We start from the raw sequence: 15,310 nt of genomic DNA, 5'->3' as shown, positions 1-15,310 counted from the left end.
ATCACGATCACATCGAGCCGGGCGGCGAGCGCCGGGGCAAGGGCGGCGGGGTGCGGGAGGTGTTCGGCGGCGAGCCCGGCCGCCCGGGCCGCGGCGGCGAGGTCGGCGTCCGGCGCCGTACCGACGCAGACCACGTCGAGCGACAGCCCGTACCGGCGGATCGTCAGCAGTTCGGGCAGGAAGTCCAGGAGCGCGGTCGCGGAGGTGACGGCCGTGACCGGCCGGCCGGGCAGCGCCAGGCACGCGCCGATCGCGGCGGGCAGCGCGTACGCGGGGAGTCCGAAGCCGAACGACGAGGTGAGCGCCCGGTCCCGGGTCGCCAGGCCGAGGAACGCCCCGTCGAGCAGGGGCCCGGGTTCCACGGCGACGACGGCGTCGGCGGGCAGGGCCGTATCCAGGGCCCGCCAGAGTCCGGTACCGGTACGGGTGCCGTCGGTACGGGCGCCGATCCGGCCGGCGGCTTCGCGGAGAAGCTCGCCGGGGGCGGGCCGGGCGGCACCGGTACGCAGCCGGGTGAGGGTGTCGCGCTCGTCGCCCGGCAGCCTCAGCCAGGGGGTGCGCGGGGCGCGGGCCCGGCCGGGTGCGCCGGGAGCCGGGGTGTCGGCCCATTCGCCGCGGGGTGCGACCTGGACGACGGGCCGGTCGCCCACGAGCCGTCCGACGGATGCGGTACGGGCTCCGGCGACCAGCACCCGGCGGGCCCGGCCGACGAGTTCGCGGACCTCGTCGTGGATGTCTCCGGTGACCCGGAGCGCGTCGCAGGGGGCGGCGAAGTGCCGGTGGCCCTCCGGCAGGACGAGTACGGGCGCGCCGAGGTGCTCGGCGAGCGCGGTGACCTCGGCAGTGACGGGGCGGGAGGTGCGGCCCACGACGACGACGGTGTCCGGCAGACCCAGGAGTTCGGCGGCGCGGGCCACCGTCTTGGCGTCGGCCCCGCCGCCGGTGGGCGCGGGCCTGCGGGGGCCCGGGCGGGGCGCGGGGGCGGCGAACACGTCGGAGGAGACGGAGAGATGGACGGGCCCCTGGGAAAGGACGGCACGGGCCAGGGTCCGGACCAGTGCGCCGGTCTGCTCGGGTGCGGTCAGCGTGCGGTTGAGGAGGGTGGAGTCGGCGAAGAGGCTGTGCGGGTCGATCTCCTGGAAGGAGCGGGTGCCGACATGACCGACCGGGACCTGTCCGGCGAGGGCCAGCAGGGGCGCGCGGTCGGCCAGCGCGTCGTAGGTCCCGAAGGGCAGATGGGTCGCGCCGGGACCGGCGGTGCCCGCGCAGACTCCGAGGCGGCCGGTGAGTTTGGCGTAGGCGGCGGCCATGATGCCGCCCGCGCCCTCGTGGCGGACGCCGATCAACCGGATCCGGCCGTCCTTCCGGATGGCGTCGACGAAGGCGTTGAGGGATTCGGCGGGCATCGCGAAGACGGTGTCGGTGCCGTGCCCGGCGAGCAGCCGGACCAGTCGGTCGGCGAAGCGGCGCCGCCCGATCGCCTCGGCGTAGATATGACGGTTGGCCTGCGGCATGGTTCCCCTTCACGGGCCGGTGCGGGCGGGCGGGGCCGGGCGGCCGGCCGGATGCGCCGGGGCACGGGGCGCGGTCCCGGTCACCGGACCGGGGTACGGAGCCGGACCGCCCGGGCCCGGGGCCTGCGCCGCCTGTGGCTCCTGCGCTTCCCGCGCCTTCGGGCTCGCCGACTTCGGCGGGGCTTCCGCTGGTTTGCGCACTTCCACGGCATCCGCGTGCTCGGGCACGCTGCCGGTGGCCGGTGCCCCGGGGCGTCCCGGCGCCCCGGCACCGGGCACTTCCGGCACACCCGCGGTGTCCGGCCCCTCCGGGCGCCCCGGCACTCCCGCCGCTCCCGGCGGCTCCGGGGATACCGGCGCCCTCGGCACCCGAGCGAGCCCCGGCGGCTCCGGGACTCCCGGCGCGCGCTCCGTACCCGGTGCCCCGGAGGACCTCGGCACCGCCGCCCCCGCCGCACCCGGCACACCCGGCATACCCTCCGCACCCGGCAGCTCCGGCGGCTCCGGCACACCCGCGGGATCCAGCCCCTCCGGGGCTCCCGGCACGCCCGCGGTGTCCGGTGCTTCCGCGGACCGGGCGCGGGTCGTACCGGACGTACCCCGCGCGCCTCCGCGTGCGGTGCCGCCGTGTTCGGGGCGGAGGGGGCGGCGGGCGGTGTGCAGGACCGCGAGGCCGCCGGTCAGCGGGGTTCGGCCGGGGTCGGTGAATCCGGCGTCGAGCAGCAGTTGCCGTACGGCGTCGCCGCCCCGGTAGGTGAGGATCTCCTCCCGCAGATGCCGGTATCCGTCCAGCCCGCGGAGCCGGGCGAAGAGGGTCATCGCCGTCAGGCCCGTTTCGTACAGTCTGCGGGCCGTCCTGCCTTCGGGCAGCCCGAGTTCGAGCAGCACCAGGGTCCCGCCGGGGCGCAGCACGCGCAGGCTCTCGCGGGCGCAGCGCTCGCGGTCGGCCATGTCGTCGACGGCGAAGGCGATGGACACGCCGTCGAAGGCGGCGTCGGCGAAGGGAAGGTGCTCGCCCCGGGCGCGCAGGGTGGTGATGCGGCCGGCCAGTCCGGCGCGGCGGATCCGGCGGGTGCCGACGGCGAGCATGGCGGCGTTGAGGTCGACACCGGTGACCCGGACGGCGGGTGCGCGGCGGGCGGTGGCGAGGGCCAGCGAAGCGGTGCCGGTGGCGATGTCGAGGATATGGCCCCGGTCGGGCAGTGCGGCCGCGGCGGCCCGCCGCCAGCGCCGGTCGGTGCCGAGGCTGAGGAGGGAGTTGAAGGTGTCGTAGCGGTGCGCGGCCCGGTCGAACAGCTCCTGGGGGGTGGCGGGCCGTGGCCGCGGCGGGTTGGTCATCGCGGGCCTCCGGAAGGGAGTGCGGCGGCACCGAACCGCAGCCCGGCCCGGGCGTAGCGGCGACGGAAGAGGGTACGGGCCCCGGCTTCGTCACCGGGGTCGCCGTAGCGGTCGGCGAAGCGGCGCCGGTAGGCGTGGAAGCAGCGGGCGTCCGAGTCGAGGAAGAGGATGTCGTGGAGGGCCATGTCGCGCAGGGCGAGGAGGGGTACGGGGGCCCGGGAGACGGGGAGCCGTGGGTTGCGGACGGCCCGGTCGTCGCATCGGGGGTGGAACTGGCCGAGCATCAGCCCCTCTTCGGCGAGCCGGGGTTTGGCCTCGGCCTGGAGGCTGTCGAGGAGGTGGCCCCGGCTCTCCGGGAAGTCCGGGAGGACGACGACGAGGGCGCGCAGGGCCCCGGCCCGGGGCAGGGCGGTGAAGGAGGCGGCCATCCGGCGCAGGAGGTCGCGCAGGGCGCCGGGGGTCGGGTCGGTGTATCCGGTGCGCTCTTCGAGGACGAGTGCGTCGGCGCGGAGGGCGGGTTCCACGAAGGGGCAGACGGCGCCGTCCCGCCCCAGGTCGCGGTGCGGCTGCCCGACGAAGTCCACGAGCCACTGCAGTACGGCGCTTCGCGCGGCGGTCCCGCCGTCGGGCCCGGCCGGTGCTCCGTGGGCTCCGGCCTCCGTCTGCGCCCCGGCAGCCACCGGGCCCGGAGCCACGCCGCGCACCCCCGGCGTACCGGACCCGGTCTCACCCCGGTCTGTGCCCGGACCACCGCCCGGACCACCGCCCGGATCGGCACCCGGAACGGCACCCGGCGTACCGGGCTCGCCGTCCGTTCCCCCGGACGGCGCGCCGGAGCCCCGGGCGGCACCGCGCTCCCCCGGCGGCCGGGACTCACCGGCGGTGACGGCCGGGTCCCCGGGCGACCTGCCCGGCCCCGGCCCCGGGACCGGGACCGGAGCCGCCGGACCGGCCGCGCCGGGGACCGCGCGCCGCGGGGCGGCGGCGGGGCCCGTCCCGTCCGGTGCATCGGCCGGGCGGACAGCCGGGTCCGGGGACTCCGCGGAGGGGCCCGCCGGGGGCGGGTTGCGGGGAGGGTGGGGTCCGGGCGGCATCTCAGGATCCTTCTCCGGCGGGGCGGGCCGTCAGGACCACGGAACCCGTGGGCAGCGGGGCCGGTTCGCCGGGTACGAGGTCCGCGGCCGTCAGGAGGGCGCGGAGCCGGTCCTGGGTGCGCTCCCGGCCGCCGGGGAACAGGGAGAGCATGTAGAGGTCCATCAGCGCGGCGACCCCGGTGCCTTCGGACGAGGACGCGGAGGCCCCGGCGGCGTGCTCGACGACCAGCAGCCGACCGCCCGGCGCGAGGGCCGCGCGGATGCGCCGCAGCAGGGCGGCGCAGTCGTCGTCGCCCCAGTCGTGGAGGATGTGCCGGAGCAGGAAGGTATGGGGGCCCGCCGGGAGTTCGCCGGTGAAGAGGTCCAGTCTCCGTACGGCGCACCGGTCGCCGAGCCCGGCGGCGGCCAGGGCGGTACGCGCCCGGCCGAGGGCGGTGGGGTCGTTGTCCGCGAGGACGCCGCGGGCGCCGGGGCGGGCGGCGAGGACAGCCGCGAGGAGGGCGCCGTCACCGCCCCCGAGGTCCACGACGGTCTGTCCGCCGGATTCCCCGACAGCCGCCAGCACCCCGGGGAGTTCGAGGTCCAGCCCGGCGGCCTGGGAGCGGTCGAAGACCTCCCGGAGCGCGGGGTCGAGGGCCAGATGGTCGAAGAAGCCGTGGCCGTACACCTCGGGGAAGGCGGGTTTGCCGCTGCGGACGGCGTCGGGCAGCCGGTGCCAGACGGGTGCCATGACCCGCTGGACGAGCCGCGCCGTCGGCAGTGCGGAGCCGGGCACCCCGGGACGCAGCGTCTCCCCGAGGGAGGTGAGGACGTAGCGGTCGCCGGTGGCGTTGACGACGCCGAAGGCGGCCAGGCAGCGGAGCAGCCGGTCCAGGGAGTCGGCGGAGGCGCCGACCCGGTCGGCGAGCCCGGCGGCGGTCCGCGGCCGTTGGTGCAGCAGCTCGGGGAGGCCCAGTTCGGTCGCGGTGCACAGGGCCCCCGCGAGCAGCGGCCCGTACAGCAGCCGCCGCATCGTGACCGCCTCCGGCGCGGGCGGGACCGGGGGCTGGACCGCGGGCTGAAGCGGGGGCGGGGGCCGGTCGGGGGTCATCGGCGGGCCTCCGCGCCGTCCTCGGCGCGGACGCCGACGACCCTGACCATGACGCCGTCGCGCGGATAGTGGGCGGCGATGCCGCCGGCCCGCGGCGGCGGCGCGTCGGCCCGCAGGTCGACGCGGCGGGCGAGACGGGCCAGGACGGCCGGCACGCAGACGGAGGCGAGCCCGCCGCCGAGACAGCGCCGGGTGCCGGTGCCGAACGGCAGATAGGCGTACGGGCGGGGGGCCAGGTAGCCGTCGCGGTCCTTGTCCCAGCGTTCGGGGCGGAAGCGGTACGGGGCCGGGAAGTCGGCGGGGTCGTGCTGGGTGACGTACTGGCTGACGAGCACCCGGGTGCCCGCGGGCAGCCGGTGTCCGGCGAAGGTGAAGGGGACGGCGGCCCGCCGCGGGCAGGCCACCACCGGCGGGTGCATGCGCAGGGTCTCCTGGACGGCGGCCGAGAGCCCGCCGAGGCGGCGCAGTCCGGCCGGGTCGACCGGGCCGCGTCCCGGCAGCCCGGCGGCCTCGGCCCGGATCCGCTCCCAGCGGCCGGGGTCGGCGAGCAGCTGGTGGACGGCCCAGCCGAGGGCCGCGCTGACGGGGTCGTAGCTGGCGATCAGCAGGCTGACGAACATGTCGCGGGTCTCGGTGTCCGTCATGGCCGGGTCGGCGCGGAGCATGGCGCCGATGAGGTCGTCGCCGGGGTCGGCGGCCCGGCGGCGGGTGCGGATCTCGGTGCGGACCGCCGTGTCGACGGCGGCGAGCGCCGCGCGTGGGCCGCCGTCGCGCAGCAGGGGGAGGTTCCAGGTCAGCAGGGAGCGCAGGGGCGCGTCGTTGAGCATGCCGTGGACGCGTTCGAGGCGTTCGCCGAGCCGGGCGCTCTGGTCGAGGAGGCGGGGGCCGCCGAAGGCTTCGACGGTGGCGTCGCGCACGGCGGCCCGCAGGGCCGCGTAGACGTCGATACGGTTGCCGGGCCGCCAGGTGTCGATCATCGCGTCGACGGCGGCCAGGACGAGGGCGAGGTGTCCGGTCGTGGCCTCCCGCTGGAAGACGCCGTGGACGGCCTCCCGGCGGCGCCGGTGCTCGGGGCCGTCGCTGAGGACGAGGGCGGTGGATCCGGCGATCGGCCGGAGGATCTCGTAGCCGCCGGCGAAGCGGAAGCGTTCGGGGTCGGTGAGGACGAGTTCGTTGGCCTCGCGGCCGAAGAGGAAGACCCAGCGGGTGGCGCGGACGCCGAGGGAGCTGATGGGTCCGTAGCCGTCGTGGAGGTGGGTCAGCCCTTCGGGGACGGAGCGGCGGAACGCGGCCAGGGCCCGCAGTACGTCGTCCGGCCTGCGCGGCCCGGGGAGCGTCGTCAGGGTCTTCACGGCGCTGTGCCTTTCGTATCGTCGTGCGGTTCCGCCGGGGTGCGGGCAGCCGGCGGAGCGGCGGAACCGCCCGGCCGGACGGTGCGGTGAACCGGCGGGGCCGGGTGGGAATCCGGCGGGACGGCGGTGTCCGGGCCGGGCGCGGCCGGGGCGCTGCCCTCGGTGGCCGCCGTGCCCGCAGTGTCAGCCGTGCCCGCGGTGTCGGCCGTGGCCGCAGTGTCAGCCGTGGCCGCAGTGTCCGCGGCCCGCCGGGAGTCGAGGGCGAGGAGATCGCTGCCGGCCAGGACCGCGAGTCCCCCGGCGACCGCAAGGACGGCCGGTTTCCCGGGGGCGATCAGCAGCAGGACGGCGACGAGATAGGCGGTCGACAGCCACATGTCCCATTTCAGGACGGTGTTGGCCCGGGCGTGGTCCTCCGCCGCGACCATGGCGGCGCCCAGGGCGAGGGCGACGGGCGCGAACGCCATGACGGCCAGGGCGCGCGGCGGGGCGGCCCCGGCGGCGACGAGGACCGGGAAGGACAGATAGGCGACGGTGGTCGCGGCGCAGGCGGCGACGGCCGCGGCGCGCCGGGTCGGGAACACCGTGGCGGAGGTACGGAGTCCGGACGACCGGTCCCCGGCGTGGTCGGGGACGTTCTTGACCATCCCCTTGGCGATGAACCACACGGCCAGGTAGCCCAGCAGCCACCAGGCGTCGGCCGACGGGACGGGGACGGCGCGCAGGGCGCCGAAGTAGCCCAGCAGGAAGGGGCCGCAGACGGCCAGGCTGAAGCCGGCGAGTCCGAGGAACGGACGGGCCTTCAGCCGCAGCGGGGCGAAGGAGTACTGGTGGACGCCGGTCAGGACCGCGAGGGCGAAGAGGGCGAAGGGGACGCCGTAGAGCAGTCCGGAGAGGGCGACCACCACGGACAGGACGGCCGTGGCGGCGACGAGCCTGCGGTAGCCGAGGGCGTGCACCAGCCAGAGCCGGCCGGGGAGGTTGCGGCTGTCCTCGCCCAGGTCGGTGATGACGTTGTAGAGGTTGGCCAGGAGCCCGGCGACGCAGACCATGAAGGCCCCGAAGAGGAAGCGCCAGTCGGGGTCGGAGCGGACCAGGGTGTAGCCCAGGGCGAAGGCGATCACCCCGGGAATGCAGGTCCGGGGCCGCCCCAGCATGACGGTGAGGCGCGCGGTCCGGGCGAGGCCCCCGGCGCCGGGGGCGGTCCTGGCGGCGGTGACCCGCTCCTGGGGGCTGAGCGCGCCGAACTCCGCCGGGCCCAGCGGCGGCGGGGCACTGTGCGCGGCGGCGCTCATGGCATCGCCGCCCCGGCGTGCGGGCCGAGCCCGACGGCGTCGAGTACCGGGTGGCGGGGGACGAGCCGGCGGGTGAAGGTCCGTACCCGGGCGACGGGGTCGTCGTCCCCGCGGCCCGCCGCGGTGGCGGGGCGGGGCCGCCGGGCGAAGGCCCGGGCGACGGATCCCACCGCCTCGTCGAGATGGGTGCCCGCGGTGGCGAAGGCCCGGTCGAGGGAGCCCGAGCGCTTCAGCAGGTCGACGACGGAGGCGCGTTCCACGGGGCCCAGCGGGACCCGGGTGAGCAGGGGACCGAGGTCCGCGGCCCATTCCCGCATCGCATAGATCACCGGAAGGGTGTAGACGCCATTGTCGAGATCTTTCGCCTGTTGTTTTCCGGTGACCGCGGCCGGTGCGCAGAGATCGAGAACATCGTCCCAGATCTGGAATGCCATACCCAGGTGCTGTCCGTAGGCGGCGAAGTCGGAATGATCCGCAGGATCTTCACCGGACTCCATCGCGCCGAGGAAGGCACTCGTCCGCATGAGGCATGCGGTCTTTCCGGAGATCGCCGCGAAGTAGTCTTCGAGAGTCCGGCGGCGCTCGTAGAGGCCGAAGGTTTCCAGCATCTGCCCGCTGCACATTTCGGTCAGCGTCTTGGAGACGGTTTCCGCCTCCACCGGCCCGAGCGCGGCTGAAATCTGCATGCATTGGGCGAGCAGGTAATCGCCGACGAGAAGGGCGCCGGCCGGTCCGAACTCGGCGCTGACGGTGGAGCGTCCGCGACGGGTGCTCGCTTCGTCAATCAGATCGTCGTGCTGGAGTGTTGCCAGGTGGAGCAGTTCTACGGCGGCCGCGGCCTCGATGCTCCGAGGGCCGGCCCGGGCGCTGGGATCGGGGGCGCAGAGATAGCCGGAGACCAGCACCAGGGACGGCCGGAATAATCGGCCGCTGCGCTCCATCGTGTACTCCAGAAGACGCCGGATCCGGCGATCCGGTACCTGCGCCAGTTCGCGTAGCCGCTGAGCGACGAGCTGAAGGTCTTGGTCAAGTTGAGGGAAGTCGTCCGATTGCGGAGCATCCATCTCCGACACCACTCCCGACTCCGGAGGGCCCGACAGCCACTCCACCGTAGACAGGCCGTTCGGGGCCGTCAATGATGAGAGTCAAGGAAAGCAAAAAACCGGAAAGCCGATCAACGAAATCACTCTCGGCCGAACTCACTCTCGGGAGACCCGTCATGGCCGATTACTCTGCGATCATTTCCAGGGGCATCGATGCGCTGCTCGCCCGGCAGCAGTCCGACGGCTGGTGGTACGGGCCGATGTTCAGCAACGTCGCGATGGATGCCGACGATCTCTTACTCAGGGAGTTCCTGGGCATCCGTACGCCGGAAGTCACCGAGGCCACCGCCCGCTGGCTGCGCGACCGGCAGTCGGCGGACGGAAGCTGGCCCCACTCCCCCGGCGGCCCGGGCAATCTCTCCACCACCATCGAGGCCTATGTGGCCCTGCGGGTGGCCGGTGACGACTCCCGCGCCCCGCATATGGAGCGGGCCGCGCACTTCGTCCGCGAGGCCGGGGGTCCGGCCGCGTCCCGGACCGGAACCCGTTTCTGGCTGGCTCTGTTCGGTCTCGGGTCCTGGACGGACGTCCCGGTGATGATGCCGGAGCAGATCTTCCTGCCGAAGCGCAGCCCGTTCTCCATGTACGCCTTCGCCGGCTGGTCCCGGATCGCCCTGCCGCCGCTCGCCATCGTCTGCGCCCACCGTCCCGTACGCAATCCCGGTTTCAGTGCGGCCGAGCTGATTCCGTACGGGGCGGAGCCGCGGCGCCACCGCCATCCGCGGCGCAGCGTGGCCGGACTGTTCGAACGGACGGACTCGGTGGTGCTCCAGCGGTACCAGCGCCGTCCGTTCGGGCCGCTGCGCCGCGCCGCCCTGCGCGCGGCGGAGCAGTGGCTGCTGCACCACCAGGAGCGGGACGGCAGCTGGCTCGCCGTGCATCCGGTGAGCCTGTTCGGGGTACTCGCCCTGCATACGGCCGGATACGGCCGGGAGCATCCGGTCATGCGGGCCGCGCTCGGCGGACTGGACGGGTTCGCCGTCCCGGTGGACACGGCGGAGGGCCCGGCGCGCCGTATCGTCGCCTGCCCGGGGAAGGTGTGGGACACCGCGCTGTCGGTGCTGGCCCTGCTCGACGCCGGGGTTCCGGCGGACCGTCCGGCGGTCCGCACGGCGGTGGACCGGCTGCTGGACAGCGAGGTCAGGACCCGCGGCGACTGGGCGGTGCCGCGCCCGGCGCTGGAGCCGGGCGCCTGGTCGTTCGCCCCGGAGCTGACGCACTATCCCGACACGGACGACACGGCGGCGGTGCTGCTGGCGCTGCACCGGTCGGCGCGGGAGACCGGGCCCGCCGCGGCGGGCGGCGCGGAACCCCCCGGCGCGGAGCCGGCCGGCCGGGTCACCGCGGCGCTGGGCCGGGGCACCGGGTGGCTGCTGGGGATGCAGTCGGACGCCGGGGGCTGGGCGACGTACGACCCGGGGAACGTTCCCGCGCTCTCCCGGGCGGTCTCCCGGCTCCCGTTCTGCGACTACGGGCCCGTCATCGACCCGCCCTGGGGCGGCGATCTGACCGGGCACGTCCTGGAGACGATGGGCGAGCTCGGGCTCTCCGGCGATCCCCGGGTCCGGCGGGGCGTGGACTGGCTGCTGGCCGAACAGGCCCCGTCGGGTGCCTGGTACGGTCGCTGGGGCGTGCACTACCTCTACGGCACCGGTGCGGCCGTGCCCGCGCTGGTGGCCTGCGGTGTCGCGCCCGGCAGCGAACCGGTCCGCCGTGCGGTGCGCTGGCTGACGGAGCACCAGAATCCGGACGGCGGCTGGGGCGAGGACTGCCGGGCGTACGACGCGCCGGAGCACCACGGCCGCGGCGATTCGACCCCCTCGCAGACCGCCTGGGCGCTGCTCGCGCTCCACGCGGCCCGGATCCCGGCGGGCGACGAGCGGGTGCGCCGGGGTCTGGACTGGCTGACGGAGCACCAGCTGGACGACGGGGACTGGGCGGAGGACGTCCACACGGGCGTCGGACACCCCGGTGAACTGTTCTTCGGCTATCCGCTGTACCGGCTGGTGTTCCCGCTGATGGCGATGGGCCGGTACGTCCACCGGCCGCCGGCCGCGGAATAGCGGCGGTCCTCCCGGACCGGACCGTCGGCCCGGGGTGTCCGTACGCCCGGTACGCCGTCCGCGTGCCCGTTCCGCCGCGGTGTCACCGCGCCGCCGCGGGGACCGGGTCGTCCTCCGCGAGTGCGGCGGGTTCGCCGAGCCGGGCCGCGGCCGTGCGCCAGGCGCCGGTGACGGCGGTACGGAGCTGCGCCGTACCGAGACGCGGGTCGGGGTCCGGCCGGAGCGGCGCCCCGATGTGGACATGCAGCCGGGGGCGGCGCAGCGGGGCGGTGAGCACACCGGCCAGCTGCCGCGGCAGGGAGCCGGAGGTGATCCGGCGGGCGCCCGCCTGGCCGACGGGGACCACGGGGGCCCCGGTGAGCGCGGCGAGCCGGGCGGGGCCGGTACGGAAGGCGCCCGGCGCTTCCTCGCCGGAGCCCGGCCGGGCCGCGATACCGCCCTCCGGGTAGACGAGGACCAGGCGACCGTGCGCCAGTGCCGCGGCCGCGTCGTCGAGTGCCCGGGCCGCGCGCCGGTCGTGCCGGTGGACGGGTATGTGCCCGCCGCGGGTGAGGGCGCCGCCGAGGACCGGTATCCGCCAGAGCCCGGCGGCGGCCAGGACGACGGGCTCGGCCCCTTGGCGGCGGAGAGCGGCCAGCACCACGGCCGGATCGGCGAGCGAGGTGTGGTTGGCCACGACGATGCTGCCCGGGGCGAGGACGGCCGCCGGATCGGCGGTCACCGAGAGGCGCCCGACCGCGGGTACCAGGACATCCGACAGCGGACTCAGCATGACGACGGGCCCTCCCGGCCTCGGTGAACGGTACGCGCCCCATCCTGGCGGAACGCCGGGCGCCGGGGCCTGAGTGCGGATACTCAGTACGGCGGCCGGCCGGTACCCGGGTGCGGGCGGGCGGGGGCAGTGGGGGCGGGCCGGGGCCGGGGCGTACCGGGCGGGCGTCAGGGCGGGGGCCCGGCACGAGCAGACCACCTGGCAGGGGCGGAGCAGGTACGGGCACGGCACGACCTGGCGCGTCCGGCGACAGTGCGGGCAGGAGCCCGGAACACCCGGAGCGGGCGCGGCCCCGGAACAGGCCGAGCGCCGGGCCGCCGGAGCGGGCGTCAGGCCGGGGGCGCCGTCAGCTCCGTACGCCTGCGGTACAGCCAGAGCCCGGTGCCGAGGGCCACCACCGTCGCACAGCCCGCGAAGATCATCCCCGCGTCGCGGACCCCCAGGGCCACGGCCAGCGCACCGACCCCGATGACGGGCAGCGAGATCCCGGTGTAGGCGACGACGAAGAACGAGGAGACGGTCGCGGCCCGGTGGGCCGCGGGCGCGGCGGCGCTCACCGCGGCCAGGCCCGCGCGGAACGCCATGCCCTGGCCGAAGCCCCCGCAGACCCCGCCGGCGATCAGCAGGGCGAGGGAGCGGACCGCGAGCGAGGCACCGACCAGCAGCAGCCCGGCCACCAGTACGGCACAGCCCAGGGGCAGGGCCGTACCCGCGGAGAGCCGGCCCGTGACGGCCTGTCCGGCGGTGGAGGCCAGGAAAACGCAGAACACCACGGTTCCGGTGACCGCGAGATTCCGTTCGCCGAGGGTCTCGGCGAGGAAGCTGGGCGCGACGGCGGTGAACAGGCCGAGGAGGGCGAAGCCCGCGAAGGCGGCGACGGCGGACGGTACGAAGACGGGCCGTACCCCGGCGGGGACGTACAGCCCCTGCGGCCGCAGGGGGGCACGGGGCCGCGGATCCGCCACGGTCTCCGGCAGGGCCGCCACCACCGCGCAGGCCAGGCCGAGCAGGACGAGATGGACCACGAACGGCAGCGTCAGCGGCGCGGGCGCGTACTCGGCCAGGAATCCGGCGATGAGCGGCCCGCAGCCCAGGCCGCCCATATTGGCGGCGGTGGCGGCGAATCCGGCCCTGGAGCGTCTGCCGGGCCCGGCGAGTTCCAGCACGGTGACGGTGGCGGCCCCGCTGAGCAGTCCGGCCGAGAGGCCGGAGAACACCCGGCCCGTGTAGAGCAGCGGCAGCCCGTTCTCCAGCAGGAAACAGACCGCGCTCGCGGCACCGCACAGCAGTGCGCAGAAGAGGACGGGCCGCCGGCCCGCGCGGTCGGAGTGGTTGCCCGCGAGCAGCAGGGTGAGGATCACGCCGATCGCGTAGGTGGCGAAGACGAGCGTCACGGTCAGCTCGGAGAAGCCGATCTCCTCGCGGTACAGGCCGTAGAGAGGGGTGGGCAGCGTGGTCCCGGCCATCCCCACGGCGAAGACCGCGGCCGCGGCGAGATAGCCCGGGCGGCGGCCGGTACCGGGGATACGGTGACTCATAAGTCAACCCTATGATGGTTTATGCCCGTTTTCCGGGCTTGACTCGTGCTTCTCCGCACCCGGCTGGACCGGAGTCCGGAGCGGAGTCCCTGGCGGTGTCCGGAGCCCGGGCCTTCAGCAGTCCGGAAGGTCCGCCCCGGGGGTGTCCGGGGTGTCCCCGGCGGTCCGGCCGAGCCAACCGCACAGGTCGTCCGTGACGAACGTGCCGCGTTCCCCGATGTCGTTCGCGGCCTCGCCGATCGCGAGCCGGTACACCGAGGCGCGGTCCCGGCCGTGGCGGCGCATGAACAGCCCCGTACCGGCGCCGTCGTCACCGGCGAGCACCCAGTGCGGCGCGCGCTCCGCGATGCCGTGGCGTTCGTTGCGCTCCCGGAAGAGCGCGGGGCCGTAGACGACGGTGCCGCCGGGCAGCACGGCGCCCGAAGCCGTCCGCCAGAGCGCGGCGACCGCCGGGTTCGGTCCGTCCCGGAGTCCGAGGGCGCGTGCGGCCCATACCGAGAGGAAGCCGGCGAAGGACTCGGCGATCCGTTCCTCCTCGCCGGTGAAGTGGTCCCGGCGGACCACGGGCCGCTCGGGCCCGGCGGCCGTCAGGTCGAACGCGTAGGAGTCGCCGCCGTCGCCCTCGTGGTGGAACGGCAGCCGGTCACCGCCGTGCCAGCCGTCGAGGAGGCCGATCGAACCGATCCGGTGGAGAGGTGCCACGGTCGCCACCGGGGCTCCGTCGAGGGCGCCCTCCCCGTACTCGGCGAGCCACCACCGGTAGGAGGGGCCGAGCGGGCCGGTGACGGCTTCCGTCGCACGGATCGCCGCCGCGGACTTCGCCCCGTCCGGTTCCACCGTGATACCGGGCACCGAAGCAATCATGTCGCGCAGAAGTCCGGGATCAGGCCGCATGAGCGCGAGTCTGCCACGGGCCGTGGGCGCCGGGGCCGGTGGGGCCGGGACCCTGCCAGTTCGCCGCACCTGGGCCGTACCGCACCGGCAACACCCCTGCCCGGCGGGTGTGGTGACGGTGCGCCGGCGCTCCGCAGGCCGCTGCCGACGACGCCGTTCGGGCCCGTGCCTCCCCCGGCCGCCTCCGGGGGCCGTTGCGGCGGTGCGTGTTACCGTGACGGCGCTTCGACCCGTTGCGTCACGATCTGCCCCGGCGGACATCAGAGAATGGAATGACCTGTATGACCGGATGGACCACTCGCCCGGAGACCCCCGACGACATTGCGGCGGTCCGTGAGATCAACCTCGCCGCGTTCCCGACGGCCTTGGAGGCCGATCTCGTGGACGCTCTGCGGGCCGATCCCGGGGCGTGGATCGACGGTCTGTCCCTGCTCGCCGTGGCCGCGGACGGCCGGGTCGCCGGGCACGCCCTGCTCACCCGCTGCCGGATCGGGACGGAGCCCGCGCTCGCCCTGGCGCCCTGCGCGGTCCTCCCCTCCCATCAGGGGACCGGCGCCGGTACGGCCGCCGTCCGTGCCGCGCTGGATGCCGCCCGGGAGCTGGGCGAGAACACCGTCGTGGTCCTCGGCCATCCGGCCTACTATCCGCGGTTCGGCTTCGTCCCGGCTTCGGGGCTGGGCATCAGCGCCCCGTTCGAGGTGCCGGACGAGGCGATGATGGCACTGACGCTCGACCCCGGACGCCCGGCACCGGCGGGGACGATCCACTACCCGGCGGCCTTCGGTATCTGAGTGCCGGAAGCGGGTTCCCCCTGAGTACCCGTACTCACGCGGCGGTTCCGGCGGCGCGGCACAGTGGTCCCGTCAGACGAACGACAGGAGACCGACGCCGTGCCCGCACCCCGCCCCGTCCGCCGCACCACCGCCGTCCTGGCCGCGGCCCTCGCCGTCGCGGCCTCCGCGGCCCTGACGGGCTGCGCCTTCAAGGAGGCGATCTGCGGCGGCGGCCACTATCCGGTCCTCGCGGTCAACAGCTCGGGCTCGGACTGCGTGGCGGACGGCGACGAACCGGCGGACGGCTGGGTCCGCTACCCGGAGGGCAAGGTCCCGGAGCACGTCGACGACAAGTGGGACGTCTACTGGCGCACCCACACCCTCGACGAGAACGGCGCCGAGGTGTCGTACGGCGCCTCCGGCGCGGCCGAGAACCTGAGCGTGCTCTGGTCGGCCACGGCGACCTCGAGCCCGTGGCGCAGCC

The 15,310-nt window shown here is 75.6% G+C and carries 12 protein-coding genes and 1 pseudogene; 3 read left to right on the top strand and 10 right to left on the bottom strand.

The window, feature by feature from the left end; all coding sequences use genetic code 11:
• The 7 genes from ACWDR0_RS32325 to ACWDR0_RS32295 form a co-directional block, all read right to left on the bottom strand.
• Nucleotides 1-1,514: thiamine pyrophosphate-binding protein (locus tag ACWDR0_RS32325; RefSeq protein ID WP_456355382.1), on the bottom strand; the 1,514-nt coding region annotated here is incomplete at its 3' end.
• Between the two features lie 9 nt (nt 1,515-1,523).
• Complete coding sequence (locus ACWDR0_RS32320) at nt 1,524-2,852, bottom strand: class I SAM-dependent methyltransferase (protein WP_456355381.1); 1,329 nt, start codon at nt 2,850-2,852, stop codon at nt 1,524-1,526.
• Nucleotides 2,849-3,547 (bottom strand): DUF6875 domain-containing protein, encoded by a 699-nt coding sequence (locus tag ACWDR0_RS32315; protein WP_456355380.1) that lies wholly within the window; start codon nt 3,545-3,547, stop codon nt 2,849-2,851. The genes ACWDR0_RS32320 and ACWDR0_RS32315 overlap by 4 nt, the downstream gene beginning before the upstream one ends.
• A gap of 400 nt (nt 3,548-3,947) precedes the next feature.
• The gene (locus tag ACWDR0_RS32310; RefSeq protein WP_456355379.1) at nt 3,948-5,036 is read right to left on the bottom strand and encodes a methyltransferase; all 1,089 of its coding nucleotides are present in this window, start codon (nt 5,034-5,036) and stop codon (nt 3,948-3,950) included.
• Entirely contained in the window at nt 5,033-6,388 is a 1,356-nt protein-coding gene (locus ACWDR0_RS32305; RefSeq protein ID WP_456355378.1) for a cytochrome P450, read from the bottom strand. The genes ACWDR0_RS32310 and ACWDR0_RS32305 overlap by 4 nt, the downstream gene beginning before the upstream one ends.
• Nucleotides 6,385-7,683, bottom strand: coding sequence for a UbiA family prenyltransferase (locus ACWDR0_RS32300; RefSeq protein WP_456355377.1), 1,299 nt, complete (start codon nt 7,681-7,683; stop codon nt 6,385-6,387). The genes ACWDR0_RS32305 and ACWDR0_RS32300 overlap by 4 nt, the downstream gene beginning before the upstream one ends.
• Nucleotides 7,680-8,747 carry a polyprenyl synthetase family protein gene (locus ACWDR0_RS32295; protein ID WP_456355376.1) on the bottom strand — a complete coding sequence of 356 codons (1,068 nt, stop codon included), beginning with the start codon at nt 8,745-8,747 and terminating at the stop codon, nt 7,680-7,682. Before ACWDR0_RS32295 ends, ACWDR0_RS32300 begins: the two co-directional genes overlap by 4 nt.
• 71 nt (nt 8,748-8,818) lie before the next feature.
• On the opposite strand from ACWDR0_RS32295, the gene shc reads away from it, so the two are divergent.
• Nucleotides 8,819-10,849: a squalene--hopene cyclase gene (shc, locus tag ACWDR0_RS32290; protein WP_456355375.1), complete on the top strand. Its 2,031-nt coding sequence runs from the start codon at nt 8,819-8,821 to the stop codon at nt 10,847-10,849.
• A gap of 82 nt (nt 10,850-10,931) precedes the next feature.
• Here the strand turns inward: shc and ACWDR0_RS32285 are convergent, their stop codons facing one another.
• The 3 genes from ACWDR0_RS32285 to ACWDR0_RS32275 form a co-directional block, all read right to left on the bottom strand.
• Nucleotides 10,932-11,621 (bottom strand): lysophospholipid acyltransferase family protein, encoded by a 690-nt coding sequence (locus ACWDR0_RS32285; protein ID WP_456355374.1) that lies wholly within the window; start codon nt 11,619-11,621, stop codon nt 10,932-10,934.
• A gap of 329 nt (nt 11,622-11,950) precedes the next feature.
• Nucleotides 11,951-13,159, bottom strand: coding sequence for an MFS transporter (locus ACWDR0_RS32280; RefSeq protein ID WP_456355373.1), 1,209 nt, complete (start codon nt 13,157-13,159; stop codon nt 11,951-11,953).
• A 114-nt stretch (nt 13,160-13,273) separates the two neighbouring features.
• A complete protein-coding gene (locus ACWDR0_RS32275) occupies nt 13,274-14,053 on the bottom strand; it encodes an SMI1/KNR4 family protein (protein WP_456355372.1) in 780 nt (259 codons plus the stop codon).
• A 281-nt stretch (nt 14,054-14,334) separates the two neighbouring features.
• Here ACWDR0_RS32275 and ACWDR0_RS32270 point away from each other — a divergent pair, with 281 nt between their 5' ends.
• Together ACWDR0_RS32270 and ACWDR0_RS32265 are read left to right on the top strand one after the other, a co-directional pair.
• Complete coding sequence (locus tag ACWDR0_RS32270) at nt 14,335-14,844, top strand: GNAT family N-acetyltransferase (protein ID WP_456355371.1); 510 nt, start codon at nt 14,335-14,337, stop codon at nt 14,842-14,844.
• Nucleotides 14,845-14,943: 99 nt separating this feature from the next.
• A pseudogene (locus tag ACWDR0_RS32265) lies at nt 14,944-15,231 on the top strand (SCO0607 family lipoprotein); the annotation flags it as partial.
• Nucleotides 15,232-15,310: the final 79 nt, after the last annotated feature.

This window comes from Streptomyces sp. NPDC003691 (assembly GCF_053981115.1).
The sequence above is the reverse complement of the archived record's forward strand: the minus strand, read 5'-3'. Positions and strand labels throughout refer to the sequence as shown.

Bases quoted from the DNA above. Each gene is read 5' to 3' on its own strand.
- ACWDR0_RS32320 (WP_456355381.1), bottom strand. From the start codon at position 2,852: ATGACCAACCCGCCGCGGCCACGGCCCGCCACCCCCCAGGAGCTGTTC.
- ACWDR0_RS32310 (WP_456355379.1), bottom strand. From the start codon at position 5,036: ATGACCCCCGACCGGCCCCCGCCCCCGCTTCAGCCCGCGGTCCAGCCC.
- ACWDR0_RS32300 (WP_456355377.1), bottom strand. From the start codon at position 7,683: ATGAGCGCCGCCGCGCACAGTGCCCCGCCGCCGCTGGGCCCGGCGGAG.
- ACWDR0_RS32295 (WP_456355376.1), bottom strand. From the start codon at position 8,747: ATGGATGCTCCGCAATCGGACGACTTCCCTCAACTTGACCAAGACCTT.
- shc (WP_456355375.1), top strand. From the start codon at position 8,819: ATGATGAGAGTCAAGGAAAGCAAAAAACCGGAAAGCCGATCAACGAAA.
- ACWDR0_RS32285 (WP_456355374.1), bottom strand. From the start codon at position 11,621: ATGCTGAGTCCGCTGTCGGATGTCCTGGTACCCGCGGTCGGGCGCCTC.
- ACWDR0_RS32280 (WP_456355373.1), bottom strand. From the start codon at position 13,159: ATGAGTCACCGTATCCCCGGTACCGGCCGCCGCCCGGGCTATCTCGCC.
- ACWDR0_RS32275 (WP_456355372.1), bottom strand. From the start codon at position 14,053: ATGCGGCCTGATCCCGGACTTCTGCGCGACATGATTGCTTCGGTGCCC.
- ACWDR0_RS32270 (WP_456355371.1), top strand. From the start codon at position 14,335: ATGACCGGATGGACCACTCGCCCGGAGACCCCCGACGACATTGCGGCG.